This is a genomic window from Sandaracinobacter neustonicus (assembly GCF_006385875.1).
In the GTDB taxonomy this organism is placed as follows: Bacteria; Pseudomonadota; Alphaproteobacteria; order Sphingomonadales; family Sphingomonadaceae; genus Sandaracinobacteroides; species Sandaracinobacteroides neustonicus.
The window spans coordinates 42,501-67,378 of record NZ_VFSU01000026.1; the positions used below are offsets into that span (position 1 = coordinate 42,501).

The 24,878-nt window shown below is 66.8% G+C and carries 30 protein-coding genes (1 of these 30 only partly in view); 27 read left to right on the forward strand and 3 right to left on the reverse strand.

The window, feature by feature from the left end:
• The 5 genes in view from FJQ54_RS10615 to FJQ54_RS10635 are tightly spaced (at most 11 nt apart) and all read left to right on the forward strand, a layout consistent with a single transcriptional unit that may run on beyond the window.
• Positions 1 to 1,125, forward strand: partial view of a DUF3089 domain-containing protein gene (locus FJQ54_RS10615; RefSeq protein ID WP_140928390.1) — the 3' portion only. Its footprint begins 15 nt before the window's first position; the window shows 1,125 of its 1,140 coding nt (coding positions 16-1,140); the start codon falls outside the window, past its left edge; the stop codon is at positions 1,123 to 1,125.
• A gap of 2 nt (positions 1,126 to 1,127) precedes the next feature.
• On the forward strand, positions 1,128 to 1,604 hold the full coding sequence (gene ruvX, locus FJQ54_RS10620) for a Holliday junction resolvase RuvX (RefSeq protein WP_408006022.1): 477 nt from the start codon (positions 1,128 to 1,130) through the stop codon (positions 1,602 to 1,604).
• An 11-nt stretch (positions 1,605 to 1,615) separates the two neighbouring features.
• Positions 1,616 to 2,575, forward strand: coding sequence for an aspartate carbamoyltransferase catalytic subunit (locus FJQ54_RS10625; protein WP_268920574.1), 960 nt, complete (start codon positions 1,616 to 1,618; stop codon positions 2,573 to 2,575).
• The gene (locus FJQ54_RS10630) at positions 2,572 to 3,801 is read left to right on the forward strand and encodes a dihydroorotase (RefSeq protein ID WP_408006023.1); all 1,230 of its coding nucleotides are present in this window, start codon (positions 2,572 to 2,574) and stop codon (positions 3,799 to 3,801) included. The genes FJQ54_RS10625 and FJQ54_RS10630 overlap by 4 nt, the downstream gene beginning before the upstream one ends.
• Entirely contained in the window at positions 3,798 to 4,838 is a 1,041-nt protein-coding gene (locus tag FJQ54_RS10635) for an SPOR domain-containing protein (RefSeq protein WP_140928394.1), read from the forward strand. The genes FJQ54_RS10630 and FJQ54_RS10635 overlap by 4 nt, the downstream gene beginning before the upstream one ends.
• 292 nt (positions 4,839 to 5,130) lie before the next feature.
• Here the strand turns inward: FJQ54_RS10635 and FJQ54_RS10640 are convergent, their stop codons facing one another.
• On the reverse strand, positions 5,131 to 5,775 hold the full coding sequence (locus FJQ54_RS10640; protein WP_140928550.1) for a DUF1013 domain-containing protein: 645 nt from the start codon (positions 5,773 to 5,775) through the stop codon (positions 5,131 to 5,133).
• A 220-nt stretch (positions 5,776 to 5,995) separates the two neighbouring features.
• On the opposite strand from FJQ54_RS10640, the gene FJQ54_RS10645 reads away from it, so the two are divergent.
• A complete protein-coding gene (locus FJQ54_RS10645) occupies positions 5,996 to 7,846 on the forward strand; it encodes a DUF4231 domain-containing protein (protein WP_140928395.1) in 1,851 nt (616 codons plus the stop codon).
• A 61-nt stretch (positions 7,847 to 7,907) separates the two neighbouring features.
• Positions 7,908 to 8,348 carry a DUF4112 domain-containing protein gene (locus tag FJQ54_RS10650; protein ID WP_140928396.1) on the forward strand — a complete coding sequence of 147 codons (441 nt, stop codon included), beginning with the start codon at positions 7,908 to 7,910 and terminating at the stop codon, positions 8,346 to 8,348.
• Positions 8,349 to 8,370: 22 nt separating this feature from the next.
• On the opposite strand, the gene FJQ54_RS10655 is transcribed toward FJQ54_RS10650, so the two are convergent.
• A complete protein-coding gene (locus tag FJQ54_RS10655; protein WP_140928397.1) occupies positions 8,371 to 9,147 on the reverse strand; it encodes a class II aldolase/adducin family protein in 777 nt (258 codons plus the stop codon).
• A 170-nt stretch (positions 9,148 to 9,317) separates the two neighbouring features.
• Here FJQ54_RS10655 and FJQ54_RS17960 point away from each other — a divergent pair, with 170 nt between their 5' ends.
• The 20 genes from FJQ54_RS17960 (at position 9,318) to FJQ54_RS10750 (ending at position 24,135) form a co-directional block, all read left to right on the forward strand.
• A complete protein-coding gene (locus FJQ54_RS17960) occupies positions 9,318 to 10,229 on the forward strand; it encodes an alkaline phosphatase D family protein (RefSeq protein WP_268920575.1) in 912 nt (303 codons plus the stop codon).
• Positions 10,226 to 10,975 (forward strand): alkaline phosphatase D family protein, encoded by a 750-nt coding sequence (locus FJQ54_RS17965; RefSeq protein WP_268920576.1) that lies wholly within the window; start codon positions 10,226 to 10,228, stop codon positions 10,973 to 10,975. Before FJQ54_RS17960 ends, FJQ54_RS17965 begins: the two co-directional genes overlap by 4 nt.
• 22 nt (positions 10,976 to 10,997) lie before the next feature.
• A complete protein-coding gene (purB, locus tag FJQ54_RS10665) occupies positions 10,998 to 12,317 on the forward strand; it encodes an adenylosuccinate lyase (protein WP_140928398.1) in 1,320 nt (439 codons plus the stop codon).
• A gap of 173 nt (positions 12,318 to 12,490) precedes the next feature.
• Complete coding sequence (locus tag FJQ54_RS10670) at positions 12,491 to 13,150, forward strand: PEPxxWA-CTERM sorting domain-containing protein (protein WP_181160100.1); 660 nt, start codon at positions 12,491 to 12,493, stop codon at positions 13,148 to 13,150.
• A 360-nt stretch (positions 13,151 to 13,510) separates the two neighbouring features.
• Positions 13,511 to 14,947 (forward strand): signal recognition particle protein, encoded by a 1,437-nt coding sequence (ffh, locus tag FJQ54_RS10675; protein ID WP_140928400.1) that lies wholly within the window; start codon positions 13,511 to 13,513, stop codon positions 14,945 to 14,947.
• A 39-nt stretch (positions 14,948 to 14,986) separates the two neighbouring features.
• Positions 14,987 to 15,442 carry a 30S ribosomal protein S16 gene (gene rpsP, locus FJQ54_RS10680; RefSeq protein WP_140928401.1) on the forward strand — a complete coding sequence of 152 codons (456 nt, stop codon included), beginning with the start codon at positions 14,987 to 14,989 and terminating at the stop codon, positions 15,440 to 15,442.
• A 5-nt stretch (positions 15,443 to 15,447) separates the two neighbouring features.
• Positions 15,448 to 15,936, forward strand: coding sequence for a ribosome maturation factor RimM (gene rimM, locus FJQ54_RS10685; protein WP_140928402.1), 489 nt, complete (start codon positions 15,448 to 15,450; stop codon positions 15,934 to 15,936).
• Between the two features lie 30 nt (positions 15,937 to 15,966).
• Positions 15,967 to 16,260: an AbrB/MazE/SpoVT family DNA-binding domain-containing protein gene (locus FJQ54_RS10690; protein WP_140928403.1), complete on the forward strand. Its 294-nt coding sequence runs from the start codon at positions 15,967 to 15,969 to the stop codon at positions 16,258 to 16,260.
• Complete coding sequence (locus tag FJQ54_RS10695; protein ID WP_140928404.1) at positions 16,253 to 16,630, forward strand: type II toxin-antitoxin system VapC family toxin; 378 nt, start codon at positions 16,253 to 16,255, stop codon at positions 16,628 to 16,630. The genes FJQ54_RS10690 and FJQ54_RS10695 overlap by 8 nt, the downstream gene beginning before the upstream one ends.
• Positions 16,627 to 17,316: a tRNA (guanosine(37)-N1)-methyltransferase TrmD gene (trmD, locus tag FJQ54_RS10700; protein WP_140928551.1), complete on the forward strand. Its 690-nt coding sequence runs from the start codon at positions 16,627 to 16,629 to the stop codon at positions 17,314 to 17,316. The genes FJQ54_RS10695 and trmD overlap by 4 nt, the downstream gene beginning before the upstream one ends.
• A 106-nt stretch (positions 17,317 to 17,422) precedes the next feature.
• On the forward strand, positions 17,423 to 17,812 hold the full coding sequence (gene rplS / locus FJQ54_RS10705) for a 50S ribosomal protein L19 (RefSeq protein WP_140928405.1): 390 nt from the start codon (positions 17,423 to 17,425) through the stop codon (positions 17,810 to 17,812).
• Between the two features lie 3 nt (positions 17,813 to 17,815).
• Positions 17,816 to 18,274: a YbgC/FadM family acyl-CoA thioesterase gene (locus tag FJQ54_RS10710; RefSeq protein WP_140928406.1), complete on the forward strand. Its 459-nt coding sequence runs from the start codon at positions 17,816 to 17,818 to the stop codon at positions 18,272 to 18,274.
• A gap of 89 nt (positions 18,275 to 18,363) precedes the next feature.
• Positions 18,364 to 19,041 carry a protein TolQ gene (tolQ, locus tag FJQ54_RS10715; protein ID WP_140928552.1) on the forward strand — a complete coding sequence of 226 codons (678 nt, stop codon included), beginning with the start codon at positions 18,364 to 18,366 and terminating at the stop codon, positions 19,039 to 19,041.
• Positions 19,042 to 19,089: 48 nt separating this feature from the next.
• On the forward strand, positions 19,090 to 19,485 hold the full coding sequence (locus FJQ54_RS10720; RefSeq protein ID WP_140928407.1) for an ExbD/TolR family protein: 396 nt from the start codon (positions 19,090 to 19,092) through the stop codon (positions 19,483 to 19,485).
• The gene (locus tag FJQ54_RS10725) at positions 19,482 to 20,297 is read left to right on the forward strand and encodes an energy transducer TonB (RefSeq protein WP_140928408.1); all 816 of its coding nucleotides are present in this window, start codon (positions 19,482 to 19,484) and stop codon (positions 20,295 to 20,297) included. The genes FJQ54_RS10720 and FJQ54_RS10725 overlap by 4 nt, the downstream gene beginning before the upstream one ends.
• Positions 20,294 to 21,601 carry a Tol-Pal system beta propeller repeat protein TolB gene (gene tolB, locus FJQ54_RS10730; RefSeq protein WP_140928409.1) on the forward strand — a complete coding sequence of 436 codons (1,308 nt, stop codon included), beginning with the start codon at positions 20,294 to 20,296 and terminating at the stop codon, positions 21,599 to 21,601. Before FJQ54_RS10725 ends, tolB begins: the two co-directional genes overlap by 4 nt.
• Positions 21,602 to 21,637: 36 nt before the next feature.
• Positions 21,638 to 22,195, forward strand: coding sequence for a peptidoglycan-associated lipoprotein Pal (pal, locus tag FJQ54_RS10735; protein WP_140928410.1), 558 nt, complete (start codon positions 21,638 to 21,640; stop codon positions 22,193 to 22,195).
• Positions 22,195 to 23,325, forward strand: coding sequence for a flavodoxin-dependent (E)-4-hydroxy-3-methylbut-2-enyl-diphosphate synthase (gene ispG / locus FJQ54_RS10740; protein ID WP_140928411.1), 1,131 nt, complete (start codon positions 22,195 to 22,197; stop codon positions 23,323 to 23,325). The genes pal and ispG overlap by 1 nt, the downstream gene beginning before the upstream one ends.
• A complete protein-coding gene (locus tag FJQ54_RS10745; RefSeq protein WP_140928412.1) occupies positions 23,322 to 23,798 on the forward strand; it encodes a GNAT family N-acetyltransferase in 477 nt (158 codons plus the stop codon). The genes ispG and FJQ54_RS10745 overlap by 4 nt, the downstream gene beginning before the upstream one ends.
• A gap of 16 nt (positions 23,799 to 23,814) precedes the next feature.
• Positions 23,815 to 24,135, forward strand: a complete 321-nt coding sequence (locus FJQ54_RS10750; protein WP_140928413.1) for a DMT family transporter — start codon at positions 23,815 to 23,817, stop codon at positions 24,133 to 24,135.
• Here FJQ54_RS10750 and FJQ54_RS10755 read toward each other — a convergent pair whose 3' ends face one another.
• On the reverse strand, positions 24,136 to 24,750 hold the full coding sequence (locus FJQ54_RS10755; protein ID WP_140928414.1) for a CatB-related O-acetyltransferase: 615 nt from the start codon (positions 24,748 to 24,750) through the stop codon (positions 24,136 to 24,138).
• Between the last annotated feature and the right edge of the window lie 128 nt (positions 24,751 to 24,878).

A 24,878-nucleotide genomic window follows, 5' to 3' on the forward strand; every position in this document is an offset into this window, starting at 1 on the left:
CTGTGGGTCGTCGCGATCCTGACCTTGCTGGTGCTGTTGGGGGCACTGATCTGGCGGCTGTTCGCGCCGCAGATGATGCAGATGGCCTTTGTGCCCGGCGACAGCTTTGCCGAAAGCGCGCCGCCGCCCGCCCCGGATTATGCGTTGCCCGCCAGCTGGCTGGCGCGGCCGGACCTGCCCGAGAATCCGGCGCTGTGGACTCCGGCAGGGTATTCGGCGGCCCCGAAACCGGCTGCTGCGGTGTTTTTCGTGAGCCCCACGGCCTTTCTGAGCCGCAAGGCGTGGAATGCGCCGCTGGATGATCTGGAAACCAATGATCGGCTGGATCTGTTCGCGCGCAAACAGGCCAGCGCCTTCAACGGCGTGGCTGAGGTGTGGATGCCGCGTTACCGGCAGGCGACCTTCGGCAGTTTCCTGAAGCCGGGGCCGGATTCCGTGCAGGCGCTGGCGCTGGCCTATTCCGATGTGGAGCGGGCGTTCGACGCCTTTCTGGCGGCCCAGCCTGCCGACCGGCCGATCTTCATTGCCGGGCACAGCCAGGGTTCGCTGCATATTCTGCATCTGTTGAAGTCCCGGGCGGCGCAGCTGAAGGGGCGGCTTGTGGCGGTGTATGCGGTGGGCTGGCCAGTGACCTTGCCGGACGATCTGGCTGCGATGGGGCTGCCCGGCTGCACTGCCGCGGAACAGGCCGGATGCGTGTTGAGCTGGCAGACATGGGCGGCCGACGGCGACATTCCGAAAGCGCTGGAGGGCTTTACCGCCATTCCCGATTTGAACGGCAAGCCCATTGGCGCGCGGCCTATGCTGTGCGTGAACCCGCTGACCGGCGGCCATGGCGAGGCCGGGGTGGAGCGCAATGCGGGGATGCTCGCCGGAGACGAGTTGAAGCCTCGCGCTGTGGGCGCGCGTTGCGATGCGCGCGGGCTGCTGCTGATCTCGCCGACGCCGACCGATGCCGGGCCGTTCGTGCTGCCCGGCGGCAATTTCCACGCGTATGATTATGGGCTGTTCTGGGCCAATGTGCGGTCCGACATCGAGGCGCGCCTGTCTGCCCATGCGGCGGAGAAGCTGGGCGGCACGGCGCTGCCTGCGGAGCCGGACGAACCGGCCGACGACGCGGCATGAGCCTGCTGACGACTGACGCGACGGATTTCGCCGCCGCGCTGCCCGCACTTGGCCGCCTGCTGGCGCTGGATATCGGCACGCGCACCATCGGGCTGGCCACCGCAAGCGCGGACTGGCGTTTTGCCACTGCGCGTGAGACGCTGAAGCGCACCAAGCCCTCTGCCGATATGGAGGCGTTGCGCGCGATGGCAGCCAAGGAGGATATTCGCGGGCTGGTGATCGGCCTGCCGCTGAACATGGACGGCAGCGACAGCGAGCGCACGCAATCGGTGCGGGCACAGGCGCGCAATTTGCTGAAGGGGATCGGCCTGCCGATCCTGCTGTGGGATGAGCGTTGGTCTACCGCTGCGGTGGAGCGGGCGCTGATCGCCGCCGACGTCAGCCGGGCGAAGCGCGCCGAACGGGTAGACGCGCTGGCGGCGGCACATATCCTGGATGGCGCGCTCGCGCGGCTTGCCGCGCTGGGAGATGCGGCTTAAGGCCATGGCCTGTGACGAGACCGGCCGAAGCTCACCCTTTTCCCCACCCCCATCTCCTCGCGATCGAGGGGATGCATCCGTGGGAAATCAGCTTCCTTCTGGATGAGGCGGAGCAATGGGCGCAGGCGGGCCGCCGCGCGCGCAAGCATGACGACCGGCTGAAGGGCCTGACCCAGATCAACGCCTTTTTCGAGAACAGCACACGCACGCTGCTGAGTTTCGAGATTGCGGGGAAGCGGCTGGGCGCGGATGTGGTGAACCTCGCCGCCGGGGCGTCCAGCCTGAAAAAGGGCGAGACGCTGCTGGATACCGCGCTGACGCTGAACGCGATGCAGCCCGACGTGATCGTGATCCGCCATGAAAGCTCCGGCGCGGTGGCGCTGATCGCCGAGAAGGTGGACTGCCCGGTGCTGAATGCAGGCGATGGGCGACATGAACATCCGACGCAGGCGCTGCTGGATGCGCTGACGATCCGTCGCCGGAAAGGGCGGCTGGAGGGGCTGACCGTGGCGATCTGCGGCGACATCCTGCACAGCCGGGTGGCGCGATCCAATTTCCACCTTCTGTCTGCCATGGGCGCGGAGGTGCGCGCGGTCGCGCCGCCGACGCTGATGCCCACCGATGTGGAACGGCTTGGCGCGCAGCCCTTCACAGATATGGAAAAGGGGCTGAAGGGCGCGGATGTGGTGATGATGCTGCGCCTGCAGCTGGAGCGGATGGACGGGGCCTATGTGCCTTCCACGCGGGAATATTTCCGCACCTTCGGGCTGACGCGGGAGCGGCTGGCGGCCGCCGGGGACGATGTGCTGGTGCTGCATCCGGGGCCGATGAACCGGGGGGTGGAGATTGAATCGGCGGTGGCCGATGACATCCAGCGCTCCGCCATTTCCGAACAGGTGGAGATGGGGGTGGCGGTGCGCATGGCCTGCCTTGACGTGTTGACGCGCAAGCGCCGGGGGGAATGGCAATGAAGCCGATCCTGATCCGGGGTGCGCGGCTGATCGATCCGGCGGCCGGAACCGAGGCGGCGGGCGATCTGCTGATTGTGGACCGGCAGATCGCGGCCGTTGGCCCCGGCCTTGCCGCGCCCGACGGAGCGGAGATCGTGGAGGCGGCCGGGCTGGTTCTGGCCCCCGGCCTGATCGACGCCGGGGTGTTCCGCACCGATGTGGAAGCCGCCGTGGCGGGAGGCATCACCAGCGTGCTGCTGATGCCGGATCAATCGCCGCCGCTCGATGATCCGGCGCTGATCGAGCGGGCCGAGCGGCTGGGCAAGCCCCGGCTGTGGGTGCGGCCGCTGGCGGCGGCCACGCGCGGGCTGAACGGGCGGGAACTGGCTGAACTTTCGCTGATGAAAGAGGCGGGCGCAGTGGCGGTGGCGACCGGGCGGCAGGCGATTGCCGATGCGCAGGTGATGCTGCGGCTGTTGCGCTATGCCGCCGGGCTGGGGCTGGTAGTGATCGCCCATGCCGAATGCCCGTTCCTGACGGCGGGCGCGGCCGCAACCGACACGGAAACCGCGACGCGGCTGGGTCTGCCCGCGGCTCCTGCAGCTGCCGAGGCGATCCAGATCGCGCGCGACCTGCGGCTGGCGCGGGAAGCGGGCGCGCCGCTGCACATCGCCTGTGTGAGCACGGCGGAAGGGGTTGAACTGATCCGCGCCGCGCGCGCAGAGGGGCAGGATGTGACGGCGGGCACCGCGCCCGCCTATGCGCTGCTGTCTGACACGGCGCTGGCGGGCTATCGCAGCTTTGCCCGGCTGTCGCCGCCGCTGCGCGGCGAGGCGGACCGGCTGGCGGTGCGCGAGGGGCTGGCGGATGGCAGCATTTCCATCCTTGCCTCCCGCCATGATCCGCGCACGCAGGAGGACAAGCGGCTGCCGTTCGCGGATGCTGCGCCCGGTGCCGCCGGGTCTGCCACGCTGTTGGCGCTGGGGCTGAACCTTGTGCACGACGGGCTGATTTCGCTGCCCCGGTTGCTGGCGCTGTTGTCTGCCAATCCGGCCGCGCGCTTCGGGCTGCCCGGTGGCGCGCTGCTGCCCGGCGCACCGGCTGATTTGTTGCTGTTCGATTCCGGCGCGCCGTGGCGCATCGATGCGGACCGGCTGCCGGGCCGGGCCGGAAACACCCCTTTTGACGGCCTGCCGGTGCAGGGCCGCGTTCGCCTGCTGCTGAAGGGAGGCGAGCGCCTCGCATGATCCGACGCCTGTTGTTCCCGTCCGCCATGTTCGTTGCCGCCTTGCTTGGCCCCGTTGCCCTTCATGCGAGTGTCGATTCCGGGATCGCCAAATGGCGCGCCGGGGATTGGGAGGCCGCCGTCGCCGATTGGGTGACGCCCGCCGCGCGCGGGGATGCGGAGGCATTGTTCAACATGGGGCAGGCCTATCGGCTGGGGCGCGGCGTGCCGCAGAATCGGGCAACGGCGTTGGATTACTACCGCCGCGCCGCCGAGAAGGGACATGTCGCGGCGACCGCCAATCTGGGCATTACCCTGTGGCAGGACGGCCGCAAGACCGAGGGGCTGATCCGCCTGCGCGAGGCCGCCGACAAGGGCGATCTGCGCGCATCCTATGTGCTGGGGGTGGCCACTTTCGAGGGCGACACCGCACCGCGCAATCCGGCGCTGGGCTATGCCTATGTGGTGCGCGCGCGCGAAGGCGGGCTGTCGCTCGCCTCCGGGCAGGCGGCGCGCATGGCCACGCGCATGTCGGCCGACGATCGCGCCAGAGGCGACGCCGCTGCACGGGCGCTGGCGGCCGGGCGGCCGGTCGCCGTGGTGCTGGCCGAAATGGCGGTGCCGCCGCCCGCGCCGAGCGTTGAGATCGCCGCCGCGCCGGACAGCGGCGAGGATGCCGCCGAGGAGAGCGCGGCCGACGATGGCGTGCCCGCCAAGGCCCCGCCCGCGAAACCCGCAGCCGCGAAACCGGCCCCGACCCGGCCTGCGCCTGCGAAGGAGGCCCCCGTGAAGGAAGTGGCTGCGAAAGACGCGGCGGCCGAATCGGCCGAGGGCTGGAAGGTGCAGCTGGGGGCCTATGCCAATGAACGGGCCGCGCGCACGGCGTGGGCGACTCTGGTGTCGCAATCGGCAGCGCTGCTGAAGGGCAAGACGCCGATCTATGCGCCGCGCGGCGGGCTGGTGCGGCTGCAGGTGGGGCCGTTCGACGCGCGCGACCCGGCGGCGGACCTGTGCGCGAAGCTGTCGGCAGCGGGGCGGCCCTGTTTCGTCACCAAATAGCGCGACTCGGGATCTGGCCTAAAAAAAGCCGCTGCGCCAGAAGGCGCAGCGGCCAGGGTTCAGGGAGGGAACGCCACGGCCCCGGAGGGCTGGCGGCGTTCATGTCGGCGACAAAAGGGGGATAACGCCGCCGACAAAACCCATTTGGGTGCGTTGAACCCGGAATTCAAGGGTTTTGGTGTGACGAATGCGGCATATCAGCCAAGCCGTTGGCGCAGACGAGCACGCGCGTAAAAATGGCCCGCCCCCGGGACGAGGGCGGGCCGCTTGATTTGTTGGCCGTGTCAGCCGCTCAGGGCTGGCGGAACAGCGATTCGGCGGTGTGTTCGCGCGGCGCGTCTGCTTCGGCACCGTGCGCGTCGCGCTCGGCACGCAGTTCGGCGATGATCGCCTCCCGGTCTGCGCCCAGACGGCCATCTTCCTGCGGCTGCACGCCCGCCTTTTTCGCGGCGGCGGCGACCAGCGCATCCAGTTCGCGCTGCGAGCAGAGGCCCAGCGTAACGGGATCCTTCGGTGTGATGTTGGCGATGTTCCAATGTTCACGCGTGCGGATCGCGGCGATCGTGGTTTTGGTGGTGCCGATCAGCTTGGAAATCTGCGCATCGGTGATTTCCGGGTGGTTGCGGATGATCCAGGCGATGCCGTCCGGCTTGTCCTGCCGCTTCGCCAGCGGGGTATAGCGCGGGCCGGAGGTGCGGCGAATCTGCGCCGGGCCGGGGGAAATCTTCAGCCGGTACGACGAATCGGCATGGCCCTTTTCGATTTCCGCCATCGCCAGTTCGCCGGCGCGGACGGGATCGCGCGGGGTGAGCTTGGACGCCGCCGTTTCATCGGCGATGGCCTGCACTTCCAGCACGTGAATCTGGCAGAAGGCGGCGATCTGCGCGAAGGTGAGGCCGGTGTTTTCCACCAGCCATGTGGCGGTGGCGTGCGGCATCAGCGGCTGCGCCTGCTTCACCGGCTTGGGGCTGTTGGCCATGAAACTCGTCCCTAATATCTGGGGGCGTGGGTAGCGCCCGATAATCAAACGGCCACCCCGCAAGGGATGGCCGACATCACAGCACAGACTAGGGCTGCCGCTGCCCGAGCGCAAGCCCCGCCGCAAAGCGGCGGGCGGGGCTTGCCAGCCTGTGCGCGTTGCGCTCTTGTCCGCGCCCATGAGCCTGGCAGATGCGCAGCCCGCAACCAAAGACGTTTCGGCCACGGCGTTGCATCCGCCGCGCCCGCGCTGCGTGTTGAACATCGGCATCACCGGCCATCGCGCCGACAGGCTGACCCCGGCGCTGGAAGCCGCCGCGACGCGGCGCGCGCACGAGGCGCTGGCGCTGGTGCAGCGGCTGGTGCGCGGCATTCATCTGAAGGGGGCCGGCTGGTTCGCCGGAGACGCGCCGGAGCTGCGGGTGATTTCCGCACTGGCGGAAGGGGCGGACCGGCTGTGCGCGCAGGAGGCGCTGGGGCTGGGATACCGGCTGGATTGCCCGCTGCCCTTCCCGGCCGACATGTATGAGGAGGATTTCACATCCGACGCCTCACGCGCGGCCTATGCCGGGCTGCGCGCGCGGGCGGACCGGATATTGGAACTGCCGGGCGAGCGCGGCTCTGCCGCGGCCGCCTATGCGCTGGCGGGCGGGGCGATCCTAGGCTCTGCCGATGTGCTGCTGGCCATCTGGGATGGCAAGGGCGGCAGCGGCCCCGGCGGCACGGCCGACGTGGTGGCGCATGCGCTTTCGATGGGCAAGCCGGTGATCCATGTGCCGCTGGAGCCGGACTTGCCGCTGAGCCTGTTGTGGCATGGCGAAGGCCCGGCGGGGGGCAGCTGGCGCAGCTCGCTGGAGCCGCCGGCCGAGCCGTTCGACGCAGAGCGGGTGGGTGAGGCGCTGGAAGCGGTGCTGCTGCCGCCGGACGAAGCAGGCGAGCGGCTGGCGCTGGACGCTTTTCTGGCCGAGCGGGAAGCCTTGCTGCTGCGGCGAATCGAATATCCGTTGCTGCTGGCGGTGACAGGGGCGCAGAAGCTGAAATCCTCCGCATGGCGTAAGGAGCCGTATCTGCCTGCTACGCGGCGGGACTGGGCCCGGTTCGACTCCTTCTGGGAAGGCCGCATCGCAACGGCGGGCTATCATCTGCTGGAGCATGGCTATTCCTGGGCGGATCATCTGGCCAACCGCTTCGCGCAATCCTTCCGATCCGGCCATGTGGTGAATTTCGCCTTTTCCGCGCTGGCCGTGGCGCTGGCGCTGTTCGGGTATCTGCTGGGCGGGCATGTGAAAGTGGTGTTCGTGGTGTGCGAACTGCTGCTGATCGCGGCGATCGTCGCCAACACCCGCGTGGGCCATGCGGAAAGCTGGCAGCAGCGCTGGCTGGATTACCGTCAGCTGGCCGAGCGGCTGCGGCCGATGCGGACGCTGCGGCTGCTGGCGGTGGCGCAGCCGCCCGCCGTCAGCGCTTCGTCCCGCACGGGGAACCGGCGCTGGATCGACTGGTATGCGGGCAGCATCTGGCGGCAGCTGGGGATGCCGGGCGGGCGGATCGATCAGGCCGAGCTGGCGCGCATGACGGACCTGCTGCTTCGCGAGGAGATCGAGCCGGAGGTCGCCTATCATCACCGCAATTCGCACCGCATGATCCATGTGAACCATCGGCTGCACCTGTTCGGCTCTTTCTGTTTCCTGATGACGGTGGCGCTGTGCCTTGGCTTCCTGTTTTCCGCCGCCCTGTTGGACGAGGAGACGGTGAAGAAAACCGCGATCTTCTTCACCGTGGCCACCGCGACGCTGCCGGCGTTCGGAACGGCTGCCTATGGCCTGCGCGTGCAGGGCGATTTTGCGGGCAGCGCGGCGCGGTCCGCCGCGACGGCCGATGCGCTGGCGGCGCTCGGCTCTGAACTGGAGCGGCACCCGACGCTGGCCCGCACGGCGGCGATCGGAAATGCAGCGGCGGCGATCATGCTGGTCGATCTGGCGGAATGGCGGCTGACCTATCAGCAGCGGGCGCTGGAGATTCCCGGATAACGCGCCCCTCTTGATTCGCAGGCGCGAAGGGCCATCTGCGCGCACCGGAAGGATCCATGCGATGACGCCGACGGCGGTTCAGGGTTTCGATCAGTTCGCGTCTGCGCGGCTGCCGTCGCGCGATCCGCGCGCGGTGCGGCAGCGGCTGATCCTGCTGGAGCGGGTGTTGGAAGGCGTGATCCGCCTGCCGTTCGGGCGGCAACTGGGGCGGTTGGTCGGGCAGCGCGTGGGGCTGGACGGCTTCATCGGGCTGGTGCCGGTGGCGGGTGACATCCTGTCTGCGGTAATCGGCACCTATCTGGTGTGGGAAGCGCGCAATCTGGGCCTGTCGCGCTGGGCCTGTGCGCGGATGATGGGGCGGGTCGGTGTGGACGCCGCCGTCGGTGCGATCCCCGTGGTGGGGGATGTGCTGGATTTCATCTATCGATCGAACACGCGCAATGTGAAGGCGTTGCTGGCGCATATCGAGCGCGGGCATCCCGGTGCCGGGGTGCGGCTGTAGCGCACACCCCGGCCCGGATTGCTCAGTTGGCGTAGGACGGGTCGATCCGGTCCATCCGGCGGCGCAGCGCCGGCCATGCCAGCATGTTGCCCACCATCTTCAGCCCGGTGGCGCCCTGTTCGCGGGTTTTTTCCGGCGCGCCCTGCGGCGGGTGGTTGAGCAGCTGGACGCCGCCCGACAGGGCGTGAATCTGCGCTTCGCAGGCGCGTTCCAGGAAATAGAGGCGGATGAAGGCTTCCCCCACGGTTTCGCCGACGGCCAGCGTGCCATGGTTGCGCAGGATCATCGCATTTTTCGTGCCCAGATCGGCGACCAGCCGCTCGCGCTCGTCCAGATCGACGGCGACGCCTTCATAATGGTGGTAGGCGATCTCGTCGCGGATCAGCATCGCCGTCTGCGTGAGCGGCATCAGCCCGTCTGACTGGGCGGAGACGGCCTGCCCCATCGGCGTGTGCAGGTGCATCACCGCATGCGCGTCTTCGCGGGCCATGTGCACGGCGGAGTGGATGGTGAAGCCCGCCGGATTGGTGATGTAAGGCGTTTCCATCACCGGGTTGCCATGCACGTCGATCTTGACCAGCGACGAAGCGGTGATTTCATCGAACATCAGATTATAGGGGTTGATGAGGAAATGATGTTCCGGCCCCGGCACCCGCACGGACAAATGGGTGAAGATCAGATCGTCCCAGCCATAATGGTTCACCAGCCGGTAGGCGCAGGCGAGATCGACTCGCCGTTCCCATTCTTCCGGCGAAACCTGCGCGCGAACGTCGCTGGGGGTTTTCAGTTGCGTTGCCAATTGTCGTCTCCCTCTGCGGGCCTGTGCGGCCCGTCTTCCACGCACAGACTTTAGCGCAGTTGGTGGCCGTTGCGCGACCCCCTGTTGCGCGAGCTTCGGGGAGAGTCCAAGGGGGCTGACACCGGCGCGTCATCATCTGTCGTTAGCGACTGGCGCGCGAGGAGACTGAGATGGCGTCACGGGATTTCGATCGGCGGACTTTGATGGCGGGTGCGGCGCTTGCAGGCGCGGGGCTGCTGCTGCCGGGCGCGGTGTTAGCGCAGCGGCGCAAACAGCCCGCCGCGATGCCGCTGGGCGGCTTCACCCATGGTGTGGCCTCCGGCGAGCCATCCGCCACCTCGATGCTGTTCTGGACCCGCTATGAGGGCACGGGCGATCAGCCGGTGCCGCTGGAGGTGGAGATTTCCGCCGATCCGCGCATGGCGCGCGCCAAGGTGATGGGCCATGCGCTGGCCGAGCCTGCGCGCGACTGGACTGCGCGGGTGGAGGTGAAGGGGCTGGCACCGGGCCGGACCTATTATTACCGCTTCATCGGGCCGGGGAAGAATGTGCGATCGGTGATCGGTCGCACGCGGACCTTGCCGGAGGGAACTCCGCAAAGCTTCCGCATGGGCGTGTTTTCCTGTTCCAACCTGCCCTATGGCTTCTTCAACGGCTATGCCCATGCCGTGGCGGCGGACGATATCGACCTGTTCGTCCACCTGGGCGATTACATCTATGAATATCCGCGCGGCACCTACCCCAGCGCGGCCGAGACGGTGGCCGGACGGGTGATCGAGCCGGCCGGAGAGATCATCCGCAAGCAGGATTACTGGGCGCGCTATCGCGGATACCGGCTGGACCCGGATTTGCAGGCGATGCACGCGCATGCCCCCGCCGTGACCATGTGGGACGATCATGAGATCGCCAACGACGCCTGGAAGGGCGGGGCGGAAAATCATCAGCCGAACGAAGGCGACTGGGCCGCGCGGGTGGCCGCCGCCAAGGCCGCCTATCAGGACTGGATGCCCGTTTCCGACGATCTGTGGGGCAAATATGAGATCGGGCGCTGGCGACGCTGTACAAGCTGGAAACGCGCGTGACGGGCCGGGAGAAACCGCTGGACATCGGCGCGGCCATCGCCCGCGGACCGGACACGATGACCGCGCTGAAGCGGCTGCGCGACGAGCAGTGGATGGCGGGCAACCGCCAGCTGCTGGGGGCCGAGCAGGAGCAATGGCTGTTCGGCGAGATGGAGGCGGCGGCCAAGCGCGGCGTGCGCTGGCAGGTGCTGGGGCAGCAGGTGGTGATGGGCAAGATCATGATGCCGCCGGGCGCCTCGCAGCTGGCGGGGCCGAACCCGTCCGGGCAGATCGCGGCCTATCTGGGCGCTGCGGAAATGGCCGCCAAAGTGGGCCTGCCGATGAACATGGATTCTTGGGACGGTTATCCGGCGGCGCGGGCGCGGGTGCTGGGGATGGCGCAGCGCAGCGGTATCGATCTGGTGGTGCTGGCGGGCGACAGCCATAACGCATGGGCCAGCGACCTGATGAACGACGGGCGGCCTGCCGGCGTGGAATTCGCCGGGCAATCGGTGAGTTCGCCGGGCTTCGAACATTATCTGCGCTCCACCCCGCCGTCTCAGGTGGCGGGCGCGCTGGTGGCCGCCAACCCGACGCTTCGCTGGGCCGATACCTCTCAGCGCGGTTATATGCAGGTGGTGATGACGCCTGCGGAGACGGTGTGCGAGTGGCGCTTTACCCAGCCGGTGGCCGTGCGATCGGACAGGCTGGCGCAGGTGCAGCGGGCGCGGGTGGGTGCAGGGCAGCGAAGGTTGCAGATGGGGTAAGGCTGGCGTAGGGGGCGCGGCCATGATCGCCCGTTATTCCCGCCCCGAGATGGTCTCTGTGTGGACCGCCGAAAGCCGCTTCCGGATCTGGTTCGAGATCGAAGCCCATGCCACCAGCGCGCTGGCGAAGCTGGGGGTGGTGCCGCAATCCGCCGCCGACGCGCTGTGGGCGTGGTGGGCGACGAACCCCGCGATCGACGTGGCCGCAATCGACGCCATCGAGGCGGTGACCAAGCATGACGTGATCGCCTTCCTGACCTGGGTGGCCGAGCAAGTGGGCGAGGAAGCCCGCTTCATGCACCAGGGGATGACCAGTTCCGACGTGCTGGACACCTGCCTGTCCGTGCAACTGGTGCGGGCGAGCGACATCCTGCTGGCGGATATGGACGCCTTGCTGGCTGCGCTGAAGACGCGGGCGCTGCAGCATAAATTCACGCCGACCATGGGGCGCAGCCACGGCATCCATGCCGAGCCGGTGACCTTCGGCTTCAAGCTGGCGCAGGCCTATGCCGAATTCGAGCGCTGCCGGGGCCGACTGTTGGCCGCGCGCGAGGAGATCGCCACCTGCGCGATTTCCGGTGCGGTGGGGACGTTTGCGAACATCGATCCGGCGGTTGAAGCCTATGTGGCGGAGAAGCTGGGGCTGAAGCCCGAAACCATCTCCACGCAGGTGATCCCGCGCGACCGGCATGCGATGTATTTCGCGACGCTGGGGGTGATCGCCAGTTCGGTGGAGCGGCTGGCGGTGGAAATCCGCCATTTGCAGCGCACCGAAGTGCTGGAAGCGGAAGAATATTTCGCGCCCGGGCAGAAGGGCAGTTCGGCGATGCCGCACAAGCGAAACCCGGTGCTGACGGAGAATCTGACGGGGCTGGCGCGGCTGGTGCGCTCTGCCGTGACCCCGGCCATGGAGAATGTGGCGCTGTGGCACGAGCGGGACATTTCCCACTCCTCGGTTGAGCGCGGGATCGCGCCGGATGCGACGATTACGCTGGACTTTGCGCTGGCGCGGCTGACGGGCGTGGTGGACAAGCTGCTGATCTATCCGGAGCGGATGCTGAAGAACCTGAACCGGATGGGCGGGCTGATCCATTCGCAAGGCGTGCTGCTGGCGCTGACGCAGGCGGGCGTGAGCCGCGAGGATGCCTATGCCATCGTGCAGCGCAACGCGATGAAGGTGTGGGAATCGGATGGTGCACTGCAACTGCGGGACCTGCTGGGTGCGGACACGGATGTGACAAATTGCCTAAGTGACTCTGAACTCGACTCTCTTTTCGTGCTGGACCACCATTTTGTCCGCATAGACGCCATATTCGACCGGGTGTTTGGTGCCGCTGATTAACGCGGCGGCCCTGTTTATGCTGCATTGCATCTAAATTTTTGGCGCGTGTAAATTTTGCTTACAATCTCCAGATTTGACTTCGGCTAACTTGTTGATTTGATTGATGTCGAAGTTTGGCATGTCGCTTGCATGCTCTGATGGTGGTTATTCGTTTCCAACAGAGGAGCAACGGCATGAACTTCAAGTTTGCACTTCCTGCACTGGCCCTTGCGGCCGCTGCTGGCTTTACCGCACCCGCCAGCGCGGCGGTGCCGATCTATTCGCCCAAGGGCACGGAGAACGCGGACAGCTACATCTTTTCTGCTAAGAAAAGTGGCGAAGTTGGCTTCTACTGGCTGGGCGGCATCTCGGTCGGTTACACCGCTGCGTTCTCCTACAGCGTGAACAGCAGCGCTTTCACCACTGTGTTCGCCAGCAATTTTGCGACGCCGAAGGGCACCTATTTCGATCTCGGGGATTTCGCCGCCGGTGACGTGTTCGTGTTCAAGCTGACGCTGTCGAAGCCGTTTGCCGTTGCCGGCAACACGATCTATTCGGATCCGGCCCTCAACGACGACAATGTGCAGTCCATCTATGTGGATAGCTATGGCGGTGGCGACTTCGGCGTGCCGCTGGGCAGCTACACCTACATCGGCTTCGAAGACATCATGGGCTTCAGTGATCAACTCCGCTCGAGCGATTTCGACTACAACGACGACCAGTTCGCCTTCGTGAACCTGTCGTCCGGCGCTGTGCCCGAGCCCGCGACCTGGGCGCTTCTGATCTCCGGTTTCGGCATGGTCGGCTTTGCGCTGCGTCGCCGCAAGAGCCTGCTGTCGGTCGTTTCGGCCTGATTGCAGCATTGAGCGAATGAATGGGGCGGGGCCGGAAACGGCTCCGCCCTTTTTTGTTGTGGGGCTGCCGGGTGCGCCAGCGGCGGGTGGCTTGCGCAACTTGACTTTTGGCGGGTGGAGCGGCATAGGGCCGCCCGCACTGCACCCGAAACCTGTTTTCGCGTGTCCAAGGATGCACGCCGGTCAGCGAAGGTTCGCCCACCGGCGCGTTTTGCGTTGTGCCCATTCGATTGGGCCGGCGGGGACATTCGCGATGGCCGGAGACGCTGTAACCGGAGACGTCGTGGGTGGAGAAGGGGCAACTGGAGAAGATGACGTCGTGACCCTGAAGGTGACTGTCCTGCTGGAAAGGAGAGGCTGATGTTCGAGAGCCTGTCCGAACGCCTGTCGGGCGTGTTCGACAAGCTGCGTGGGCGCGGCGCGTTGAACGAGCTGGAAGTGCGGGCGGCGATGCGCGAAGTGCGTGTGGCGCTGCTGGAAGCCGATGTCGCGTTGCCGGTGGTGAAGGATTTCGTCGACCGCGCGACAGAGCGCGCGGTTGGCGCGGACGTGCTGAAGTCGGTGACGCCCGGCCAGCAGGTCGTGAAGATCGTGAACGACTGCCTGGTGGACACGCTGGGCGGTGAAAATGCCGATATCGAGCTGAACGTCGCGCCGCCGGCGGTGGTGATGATGGTGGGGCTTCAGGGCTCCGGCAAGACGACGACGACGGCGAAGCTGGCGAAGCTGCTGAAAGACAAGCGGGCGAAGAAAGTGATGATGGCGTCTCTGGACGTCAATCGCCCGGCCGCGCAGGAGCAGCTGAAGGTGCTGGGCGAGCAGGTGGGCGTGGCGACGCTGCCGATCATCGCCGGGCAGCAGCCGGTGGATATCGCGAAGCGGGCGTTGCAGGCGGCGAAGCTGCAGGGCTTCGACGTGCTGATGCTGGATACGGCCGGGCGGCTGCATGTCGATCAGGCGTTGATGGCGGAGATGAAGGCGGTCAGCGAAGCCTCCCAGCCTGCGGAAACGCTGCTGGTTGTCGATGCGCTGACCGGTCAGGATGCCGTGAACGTCGCCGAGAATTTCGGCCGCGAAGTGCCGCTGACCGGCGTGGTGCTGACCCGGATGGACGGCGATGCGCGCGGCGGCGCGGCATTGTCCATGCGCTTCATCACCGGCAAGCCGATCAAGTTCGTCGGCACCGGCGAGAAGATCGACGCGCTGGAGCCGTTCCACCCAGAGCGGGCTGCGGGCCGCATATTGGGGATGGGCGATGTCGTCAGCCTTGTGGAGCGGGCGGCGGAGACGCTGGACGTCGCCGAGGCGGAGGCGATGGCGGCCAAGCTTGCCAAGGGCAAGTTCGACATGACCGACATGCTGGCGCAGTTCCGGCAGATGAAGAAGATGGGCGGGCTGGGCGCGCTGGCGAAGATGCTGCCCGGCATGGCCAAGGCGCAGGAGGCGATGGCCTCTGGCAAGGTGAATGACAAGTCCATCGCGCGGCTGGAGGCGATCATTCTTTCGATGACGCCGAAAGAGCGGGCGAAGCCCGACCTGCTGAACGCGCGGCGCAAGATCCGCATCGCCAATGGCTCCGGCGTGACGGTGCAGGAGGTGAACCGCCTGCTGAAGATGCACGCCGACATGGAAACCGCGATGAAGCGGCTGAAGAAGATGGGCGGGCTGGGCGCGCTGGCCGGAATGTTCGGCGGGGGCGGGATGCCGGGGATGCCCGGAGGCGCTCCGGGCGAGATGCCCGCGCTGCCGCCGGGGATGATGCCCAAGCTGCCCGGCGGGTTCAAATTCAAACGATAACCACTGAAAACATCGAATTAGAGAGCAAGGAAGAAGATTATGGCACTTTCCATTCGTCTGTCGCGCGGTGGCGCGAAGAAGCGCCCGGTGTATCGCATCGTGGTGGCCGACAGCCGCGCCCCGCGCGACGGCCGCTTCATCGAGAAGCTGGGCACCTATAACCCGCTGCTGCCGAAGGATTCGGATGCCCGCGTGACGCTGGACACCGAGCGTGCGAAGCACTGGCTTTCGGTTGGCGCGCAGCCGACCGACCGGGTCGAGCGGTTTCTGGACGCGGCTGGCCTGCTGACCCGCACGGCCAAGAACAACCCGAAGAAGGCCGAGCCGGGCGAAAAGGCCAAGGAACGGCTGGAATTGAAGGCGCAGAAGGAAGCCGAAGCAGCTGAAGCGGCTGCCGCTGCTGCTGCGGCCCCGGCTGAAGAAGCTGTGGCGGAAGATCCTGCCGCTGAAGCCCCTGCCGAAGAAGCTGCGGCCGAAGAAGCGGCTGAGGGCTGAGCCCGATGGGCGCCGGGCGGCCTGTCGTGATGGCGGCCGTCGCCGGCGCGCATGGGATTTCGGGCGAAGTGCGGCTGAAGCTGTTCACGCCCGATGCCGGAAACCTGAAACTGCAATCCCGCTTTGAAGCGGGGGGGCGGGTTCTGACGTTGAAATCCCTGCGGCCCGGGCCGCAGGGAGCCGTCGCGCGCTTTGCCGAAGTGGCGGACCGGACGGCGGCTGAAGCCCTGCGCGGCACCTTGCTGACGGTGCCGCGCGACAGCCTCCCGCCGCTGCCGGACGGCGAATATTACTGGCACGACCTTGTGGGCCTGAAGGTGGTTTCGCCTGCCGGAGAGCCGCTGGGCGAGGTGGTGGCGGTGGAGAATTTCGGCGCCTCCGATTTGCTGGAGGTGCGTCTGGCTGGCGGGCGCAGCGTGCTGGTGCCGCTGATTCCGGCGGCGGTGGCAGAGGTGGCCGACCCGCTGGTGATTGACGCCGGGTGGCTGGAATAGTATATACGTAATGTATATACGGAGACGGCCATGAATGCGCAGTCTGGCATCGGCAAAACCCGCAGCACCAAGGTCTTCAAGAGCGGCAACAGCAAGGCTGTGCGCCTGCCTGCCGATTATCCGCTGGAATTGGGGCAGGAAGTGATCGTGCGCGAGGAGCATGGGCGTTACGTGATCGAGCCAGTGCTGTCTGCCGAGGCGCGGCGTGAGGCGCTGATGGCCACCTTCGGCTCGGTTCCGGGACTGAAGCCGATTCCGCCTGAGGATCGCGAGTTCGAAGAGCGGGAACTGCCCTGGCATCTGCTGGGGATCAAGCTTGACTGAGCTGCCGAAGTTCCTGCTCGATTCCAATATCTGCATCTATTGGCTGGGCGGCGTGCAGTCGGTCTTGGAGCGGGTGATGGCGCGTGCCGATGAGATCGCTGTTTCCAGCATCAGCTATGGCGAGGTGGCCATGGGCCTGATCCCGGGATCGGCGCAGTGGGAGGCGGGGCAGCGGTTCTTCCGGCTGGTGCCCGTGCTTCCCTTTGATCGGGCAGCGGCTGATTCCTATGCGCGGTTACCGTTTCGCCGGGCGCGATTTGATCGGTTGATTGCGGCCCATGCGCTGGCGTTGGGGGCGCGGCTGGTGACGAATGACCGGCGCGGATTTGCCGATGTGCCGGGGCTGGATGTGGAAGAATGGCGGCCATGAGCTGGCGGGCGCAGGTGGTGACGCTGTATCCGGAGATGTTTCCGGGGCCGCTGGGGCATTCGCTGGCGGGGCGGGCGCTGGAAGAAGGGCGGTGGGCGCTTCAGACCCTGCAGTTGCGGGATTTCGCCGAGGGTCGGCATCGCAATGTGGATGACACGCCGTCTGGCGGCGGGCCGGGAATGGTGCTGAGGGTGGATGTGCTGGCGAAGGCCGTGGATGCTGCGCGGGCGGCTTCTCCGCTCGCGCCGGTGCTGGCTTTGACTCCGCGCGGGCCTCGGCTGACGCAGAAGCGGGTGCGCGAACTGGCGGCTGGGCCGGGGGTGACCCTGCTGTGCGGGCGATTCGAGGGGTTCGATGAGCGGATCTTCGCCGGGCGCGGCGTGGAACCCGTTGCTTTGGGGGACTTTATCCTTTCCGGCGGGGAGGTGGCGGCGATCGCCTTGCTGGACGCTTGTGTTCGGCTGCTGAACGGCGTAATGGGCGCGGCTTCCAGCGGAGACGAGGAAAGCTTCGAAAGCGGCCTTCTGGAATATCCGCACTACACCCGACCCGCCGTGTGGGAGGGGCATGGAATACCCGAGGTTCTGACCTCTGGTGACCATGGGAAGATCGAGGCCTGGCGCAAGCGGAAGGCCATCGAGGACACGAGGCTATGGCGGCCTGACCTGCTGACGGACGAGTCCTGAGAAGGACCGGCCCGATGCATCCGCCCTCTGGCGACATCAACCGGCCCACGCATAAGGGCATGGGGCGACGAAGGCGACACTTCGGACGCACCCGATGGAGAGACGAATGAACCTGCTTCAGACGATCGAAGCCGAAAATATCGCCAAGCTGAAGGCAGCCCGTGGCGTTCCCGAATTCCGCGCCGGCGACACGCTGCGCGTCGGCGTGAAGGTGAAGGAAGGCGAGCGCACCCGCGTGCAGCAGTTCGAAGGCGTGTGCATCGCGCGTTCCAACAAGGGCATGGGCTCCAGCTTCACCGTTCGCAAGATCAGCTTCGGCGAAGGCGTGGAACGGGTGTTCCCGCTCTATTCGCCGATCATCGAGACCATCGAAGTGGTTCGTCGCGGCGCGGTGCGTCGGGCGAAGCTCTATTATCTGCGTGGCCGCAGCGGCAAGTCCGCTCGGATCGCCGAGCGCCGCGATGCGCGCCCGGTTGCCGAGAAGGCCGAAGCGTAAGTGATGGCAGCCGGCGCGGCCATCGCGCCGGCTTCAGGTGTGATCGAGGCAGGCGTGCACCGGTTTCCGTTGCGCGTCTACTTCGAGGACACAGACCTTTCCGGCATCGTTTATCATGCCAATTACCTGCGCTTCATGGAACGGGCGCGCAGCGATTTGCTGCGCGTGGTGGGCATTGACCAGCGCGCGGCGTTTGAAAGCGGCGAGGGCGTTTATGCCGTGGCCGATGTGCAGCTGAAATATCTGCGCCCTGCAAAGCTGGACGATGATCTGCTGATCGAGACGCGTTGCCTGTCTTTGGGCGGGGCGAGTGTTGGCATGGGGCAGCGCATCCTACGGGGCCGCGAATTGCTGGTGGATGCCAGCGTGCGCGCCGGTTTCCTGACGCCTGCCGGACGGCCGCGGCGGCAGCCTGCCAGCTGGATGGACGCTTTTGCCCGGCTTCTGCCTGCGGACTCTTGAGCGGACCCGTTCATTTCCCGTAAAGCACCGGAACCTATTTCCGGGGTGACACGAAACACCCCCGGCCGGAGAATGACTTGGACCAGCTGATGGTGAAAACGGCGGAGACGATGTCTCCGTGGGCGCTGTTCATGCAGGCCGATCTCGTCGTGAAGGCGGTGATGATCGGGCTTCTGCTGGCTTCGATCTGGTCGTGGGCGATCATATTCGAACGGTCGCGCAGGCTGCGGCAGATCGACAAGGAAGCGGCCGGATTCGAGGAGCGCTTCTGGAAGGCGAAGACGCTGGACGAACTGCAGGCGACCAAGGGCAGCCACCCGACCGCCGACCTGTTCCGCGCCGGAATGGACGAGTGGCAGGCGAGCGTAGAAGGCCGCGCCAATGTGGACCGCGAGGGCGTGCGCGCGCGGCTGCACACGGTGATGGCGGCCTCTATCGACCGCAGCGTGTCCGACTTGTCTGACCGGTTGAGTGTGCTGGCGACCATTGGCTCCGTGGCACCCTTCGTGGGGCTGTTCGGCACGGTGTGGGGCATCATGCGGGCGTTCATCGCCATCGGCGCGACGCAGAACACCAGCCTTGCCGTGGTGGCACCGGGGATCGCGGAGGCGCTGTTCGCCACCGCCATCGGCCTGTTCGCAGCCATTCCGGCGGTGATCGGCTACAACCGGCTGCTGCACCGGATCAACCGGATGGAAGACCGGTTGCAGGGCTTTTCCTCTGCCTTTCATGCGCTGATGTCGCGTGAACTGGATGGGATTCATTAAGTGGCAATGGGCGTTAGCGGAGGCCGTAGGGGCCGTCGCCGCCAGCCCATGGCGGAGATCAACGTCACGCCCATGGTGGATGTGATGCTGGTGCTGCTGATCATCTTCATGGTGGCTGCGCCGCTGCTGGTGACGGGTGTGGCGGTGGACCTGCCCAAGACGGCGGCGAAGGCGCTGCCGAGTGACAATCAGCCGATTTCCATCACCATCGATGCGCGCGGGCAGCGCTCCATCGGCGACGAGGTGATGAGCGATGCGGCGTTCGCGGCGCGGCTGGCGGCCTTGCAAGAGGCGCGCGGGACGGATGCGCGCGTGGTGATCAGGGCGGATGCCGCGCTGCCCTATGGGCAGGTGGCGGCCTTGCTGGCGGATGTGACGGGCAGCGGCTTCACCCGCGTGGCGCTGGTGAACCAGCCGCGCAGTTCCGACGAGCCTGCCGGATGACGGAGGGGCGTGCCCTTCTGATCGCGGCGCTGCTGCATGTGGGGCTGTTGCTCGCGCTGTCTCTGGGGGTGGCGCACAGCATGCGGATGACGGCCGAGCCGGATGTGACGCCGGTGGAATTTGTCGACATTGCCGATATGGCGCAGGTGACGACCCCGCCCAAGCCCTCGATGGAAGCCGCGCCGCAGGACCCGGAGCCGCTGGCCGCGCCGGAACCGATGCCCGAAGCGCCGCCAGCGCCGAAGGTGCCGACGCCTCCGGTGCCGCAGCCAACGAAGGTGGCGAATGACACCGCCGCGCAGGATGCCATCGCTGAGGCAGTGGCGGCCGCGCAGCCGAAAAAGCAGCCGCCGGTGAAGGCCCCGGTGAAGCCGGTGGCGGGGCAATCCGCGCAACTGGTGGACAAATCGAAGCCAAATGCCGCGAAGCCGCGCGAGACGAGCGACCTTGCCAAGACCATCGAGGATGCGCTGCCGAAGCAATCGCGGCTGTCGCCCATTCAGGCGGCGACGCTGGAGCAGGCGATCCGCGCGCAGATCGCGCCGTGCTGGAACCCGCCCATCGGCGGCTCTGACGTGGCCGATATGACGGCGGTGCTGCGCATCCGGCTGAACAAGGACGGCAGCGTGGCGGCACCTCCCGAATTTGTGAGCCAGACCGGCGCGACCGCCGGGAACCAGGCCTATGCCCGCGCGTTTGTGGAGACGGCACGGCGCGCCGTGCTGCGTTGCGCCCCGCTGGAGCTGCCGGCGGACCTTTATTCCTATTGGCGGGAATTTGAGCTTAATTTCGATCCGAGGCTGATGACATGATGCTGCGTTTCCTGATCCTGTTGATGCTGGCCGCCCCGGCTGCCGCGCAGTTGCGCATCGACATCACCAGCGGCGTGGCCGCCCCCATGCCGGTCGCCGTTCCGGCCTTTGCGACCGGCGCTTCGGTGGACACGCCCGCCGGGAGCACGACGGAACTGGGGCGACAGGTGGCCGGGATCATCAGCAGCAACCTGTCTGGCACAGGGCTGTTCAAGCCGATTGATCCGGCTGCTTTTCCGGCTCCGGGCATGGCGGATGTGGAAGCGCCGCAGTTCGGGGCCTTCCGCACAGCGGCCGCGCAGGCGCTGGTGACGGGGTTCGTGACGGCGAACGCCAATGGCACGCTGACAGTGGGTTGCCAGTTGTATGACGTGTTTTCCGAAGAGCGGCTGGTGGCGCAGGGCTTCACCGTGACTCCGGCGGGCTGGCGGCGGGCGGCGCACAAATGTTCCGACCTCGTCTATTCACGGCTGACGGGGGAGAGCGGCTATTTCGACAGCCGCATCGTCTATGTGGCGGAAAGCGGGCCGCGCACGAAGCGGGTGAAGCGCCTCGCGGTGATGGATCAGGACGGGGCGAACCATCGCTTCCTCACATCCGGCCAGTCCCTCGTGCTGATGCCGCGCTTTTCGCCGGTGAACGAGACGCTGAGCTATATGAGCTTTGCCAACGACCGGCCGCGCGTGTGGATCTACAACATGTCCACCGGGCAGCAGCAGGCGGTGGGCGAGTTCGACAGCATGAGCTTCGCCGGGCGCTTCTCCCCGGACGGGCGGACCTTGGTGTTCAGCGTGACCAAGGCGGGCAATGCCGACATCTATGCCTATGATATCGCCAGCCGGACCACGCGGCGACTGACCAACGGCAACAGCATCGACACCTCGCCCAGCTTCTCCCCCGATGGCCGCAAAATCGTGTTCGAAAGTGATCGGGGCGGGGCGCAGCAACTATATGTGATGAACGCCGATGGTTCGGGGGCGCAGCGCATCAGCTTTGGCGACGGGCGCGCCGGTTCGCCGGTGTGGAGCCCGCGCGGCGACCTGATCGCCTTCACCCGCATGCAGGGGGGCAAATTCCGCATCGCCGTGATCCGCCCGGACGGATCGGGCGAGCGGCTGCTGACCGACAGCTGGCAGGATGAAGGCCCCAGCTGGAGCCCGAACGGCCGGGTGATCCTGTTCAGCCGCACCGAGCGCAACGGGCGCTCCAGTTTGCGTTCCATCGACCTGACCGGCCGCAACGACCGGCGCATTCCAACCCCGCTTGAAGCCAGCGACCCCGCATGGGGGCCGCTGTTGAAGTGATGGCCAACTGAGCCTCCCCGCATTAAGGAGACCCTGATGACCCAGAAGATTCTGACTTTCGCCCTGATCGCCGGTGCTGTCGCGCTGGCGGGCTGCAAGAGCAACCGCGACGTGCTGCCGCCCGAAGCCTGGCAGCCCGCGCCCGCGCAGCCGCAGGGGCCTGCCCCTATCGATCAGGCGGGCACTGTGCCGCCGCCGGAAAATGTCGGCTCCACCGCGCTGCCCGGCAGCCAGGCGGCGCTGATCGAAGCGGCCGGTTCGGACACCATCCTGTTCGGCTTCGACAGCTATGGGCTGGATGAACGCTCCCGGCAGATTCTGGGGGCGCAGGCCGAATGGCTGGCGCGCAACCCGCAGGTGCGGGCCAGCATCGAAGGCCATGCCGATGAACGCGGCACGCGCGAATATAACCTTGCGCTGGGCGAGCGCCGGGCCAATGCGGCGAAGAATTTCCTTGCCGCCCAGGGTGTGGGTGCTGACCGCATGTCCATCATCAGCTATGGCAAGGAACGGCCTGCGGTGGATGGGTCCAACGAAGAGGCATGGGCCCAGAACCGCCGGGCCGTGACCGTGGTGGTATCCGGAGGACGCTGATGTCCCATCGCCCGTGGAGAGACATTGTTCGCCGCAAGTCGCGGCAGATCATGGTGGGCAATGTCCCCATCGGGGGCGACGCGCCCATCGCGGTGCAGACCATGACGAACACGCCTACGGAGGATGCGGCGGCGACCATCGCGCAGATTCGCCGCTGCGAAGAGGTGGGGGCGGACCTGATCCGGGTGAGCTGCCCCACCGTGGAAGCGACGGCGGCGATGCCAGCAATCGTGCGGGGCGTGAAGATCCCGATCATCGCCGACATCCATTTCCACTATAAGCGGGCGCTGGAAGCGGCCGATGCGGGGGCGGCCTGCCTGCGCATCAACCCCGGCAACATCGGCTCGCCCGAGCGGGTGAAGGAAGTGGTGCGGGCGGCGAAGGCCAATGGCTGCGCGATCCGCATCGGCGTGAACGCGGGCAGCCTTGAGCGGCACCTGCTGGAAAAATATGGCGAGCCTTGCCCGGAAGCGCTGGTGGAAAGCGCATTCGAGCATGCGAAGATGCTGGAGGATGCCGACTTCCACAATTTCAAGGTGGCGGTGAAGGCCAGCGACGTGTTTCTGGCGGTGGCGGCCTATAATGAACTGGCCGCGCGATCCGATTATCCGCTGCACCTTGGCATCACCGAGGCGGGCGGGCTGATCGGCGGAACGGTGAAATCCTCCATCGGGCTGGGCATGCTGCTGTGGGGCGGCGTGGGCGATACGCTGCGGGTTTCGCTGTCTGCGGAGCCGGAAGAGGAAGTGAAGGTTGGCTATCACATCCTGAAATCGCTGGGCATAAGGGCGCGCGGCGTGAAGATCGTGAGCTGCCCGAGCTGCGCGCGGCAGGGCTTCGACGTGATCCGCACGGTGGAGACGCTGGAAAAGCGGCTGGCGCATATCACCACCGAACTGAGCCTGTCGGTGCTGGGGTGCGTGGTGAACGGGCCGGGCGAGGCGCGGGAAACCGACATCGGCCTGACCGGCGGCGGCAACGGCAAGCATATGGTCTATCTGAGCGGCGTGACCGACCATCATGTGGCGGACGATTCCATCGTCGATCATATCGTGAAGTTGGTTGAGGCGAAGGCCGCCGAGATCGAGGCTGCGAAGCTGGCGGCTGAAACTGCGCAGGCGGCGGCATGACGCTGGACATCCGGGCGGCGACGCCTGACGATGCCGCCGACGTGCTGGCGCTGGTGACGGCGCTCGCGGTTTACGAGAATGAAGCGGACAAGGTGAAGATGACGGTGGCGGGCGCGCGTGCGGCGCTGGAGGCCGGGCATCTGAACGCGCTGCTGGGCTTTGTGGACGGCAAGGCGCAGGCGATGGCGCTGTATTTCTTCAACTTCTCCAGCTGGACGGGGAAGCGCGGCCTGTTTCTGGAAGATCTGTTCGTGGCGCCGGACCTGCGCAAGCAGGGCGTGGGGCTGGAACTGCTGACACGGCTGGCGCGCATGGCCGTGGCGCAAGGCTGCGGGCGGATGGAGTGGAACGTGCTGGACTGGAACAATAGCGCCAAGGGCTTCTACGAGATGCTGGGCGCGCGCCACGCAGTCGGCTGGGAAATCTGGCGGCTGGAAGGCGACGCGCTGGCGCGGCTGGGTTCCGGAGCCTGACCTTGAGCGCGAACTGATGGGCTGGCTGTTGCTGCTGGCCGCCGGGCTGTTCGAGGTGGGCTTCACCACCTGCATGCGGATGTCCGACGGGTTCCGCCATATCGGCTGGACCTCCGGCTTCCTTGCCAGCGCAACCTTGAGTTTCATCCTGCTGGAACGGGCGCAGCGGAGCATTCCGCTGGGCACAGCCTATGCCGTGTGGGTGGGAATCGGTGCAGCGGGGACGGCACTGGTGGGCATGTGGCTGTTCCGCGAGCCGGTGGAGACGATGCGGCTGATCCTGCTGGCCGTGCTGGTGGGCGCGATCATCGGGCTGAAGCTGGTCTCCCCGGTCTGATCAGCGGGCGGTAAGGGCCTTCAGCCGCTCCACCGTGGGGGCGAACAGCAGTTCCGGGTCCGCAGCGGCGCGGGCGGACAGCTCCTGTATCGAAAGCTCCCACCAGCGGCTGGCCTCCAGCGCCTCGATCACGTCCGGCTGGAAGCGCATGCGCTTCACGGCGGCGGGCATGCCCGCCGCAATGGCATAGCGCGGCACATCCTTGGTGACGACCGCCCCGGCCGCGATCACCGCGCCGCGGCCGATGAAGCGGCAGCCCGGCAGGATGGTGACATTGTGGCTGACCCACACATCATCCTCCACCACCAGCGGCGGCACCGGCGGCAGCGGCCGGGCGTTGGCCGTGTGCCGCTTGTCATACAGGAAGGGGTGGGTGGAGAGCGCGCCGAGCGGGTGATCGGCTTCCACCACGCGCACCGATTTTGCGAACGAGCAGTAACGGCCGATGCGGATGGGCGGCGGGAAGCGCCAGCGATCGAAGCAGCCATAGCTGTAAAGCCCGATCTCGGTGTCATAATGGCGCTTGAAATAGGCGCGGAGCGCAGCGCTTTGATACTCGTTGCTTTTGTGCAGGCGGAGCATGGCCCGGTCTGCAAGGTTGCGCAGGATGCCCATTCGCCGCTCCTCAGTGCCCGGGCGGCTTGATGGGCGGGGGCGGTTGGACTGTCAAGGATCGGGGAATACGGATGGGGGCGGGACCGAGCTTGTGACCCGACACCATCGGAACGGCGCACCCGCACGTC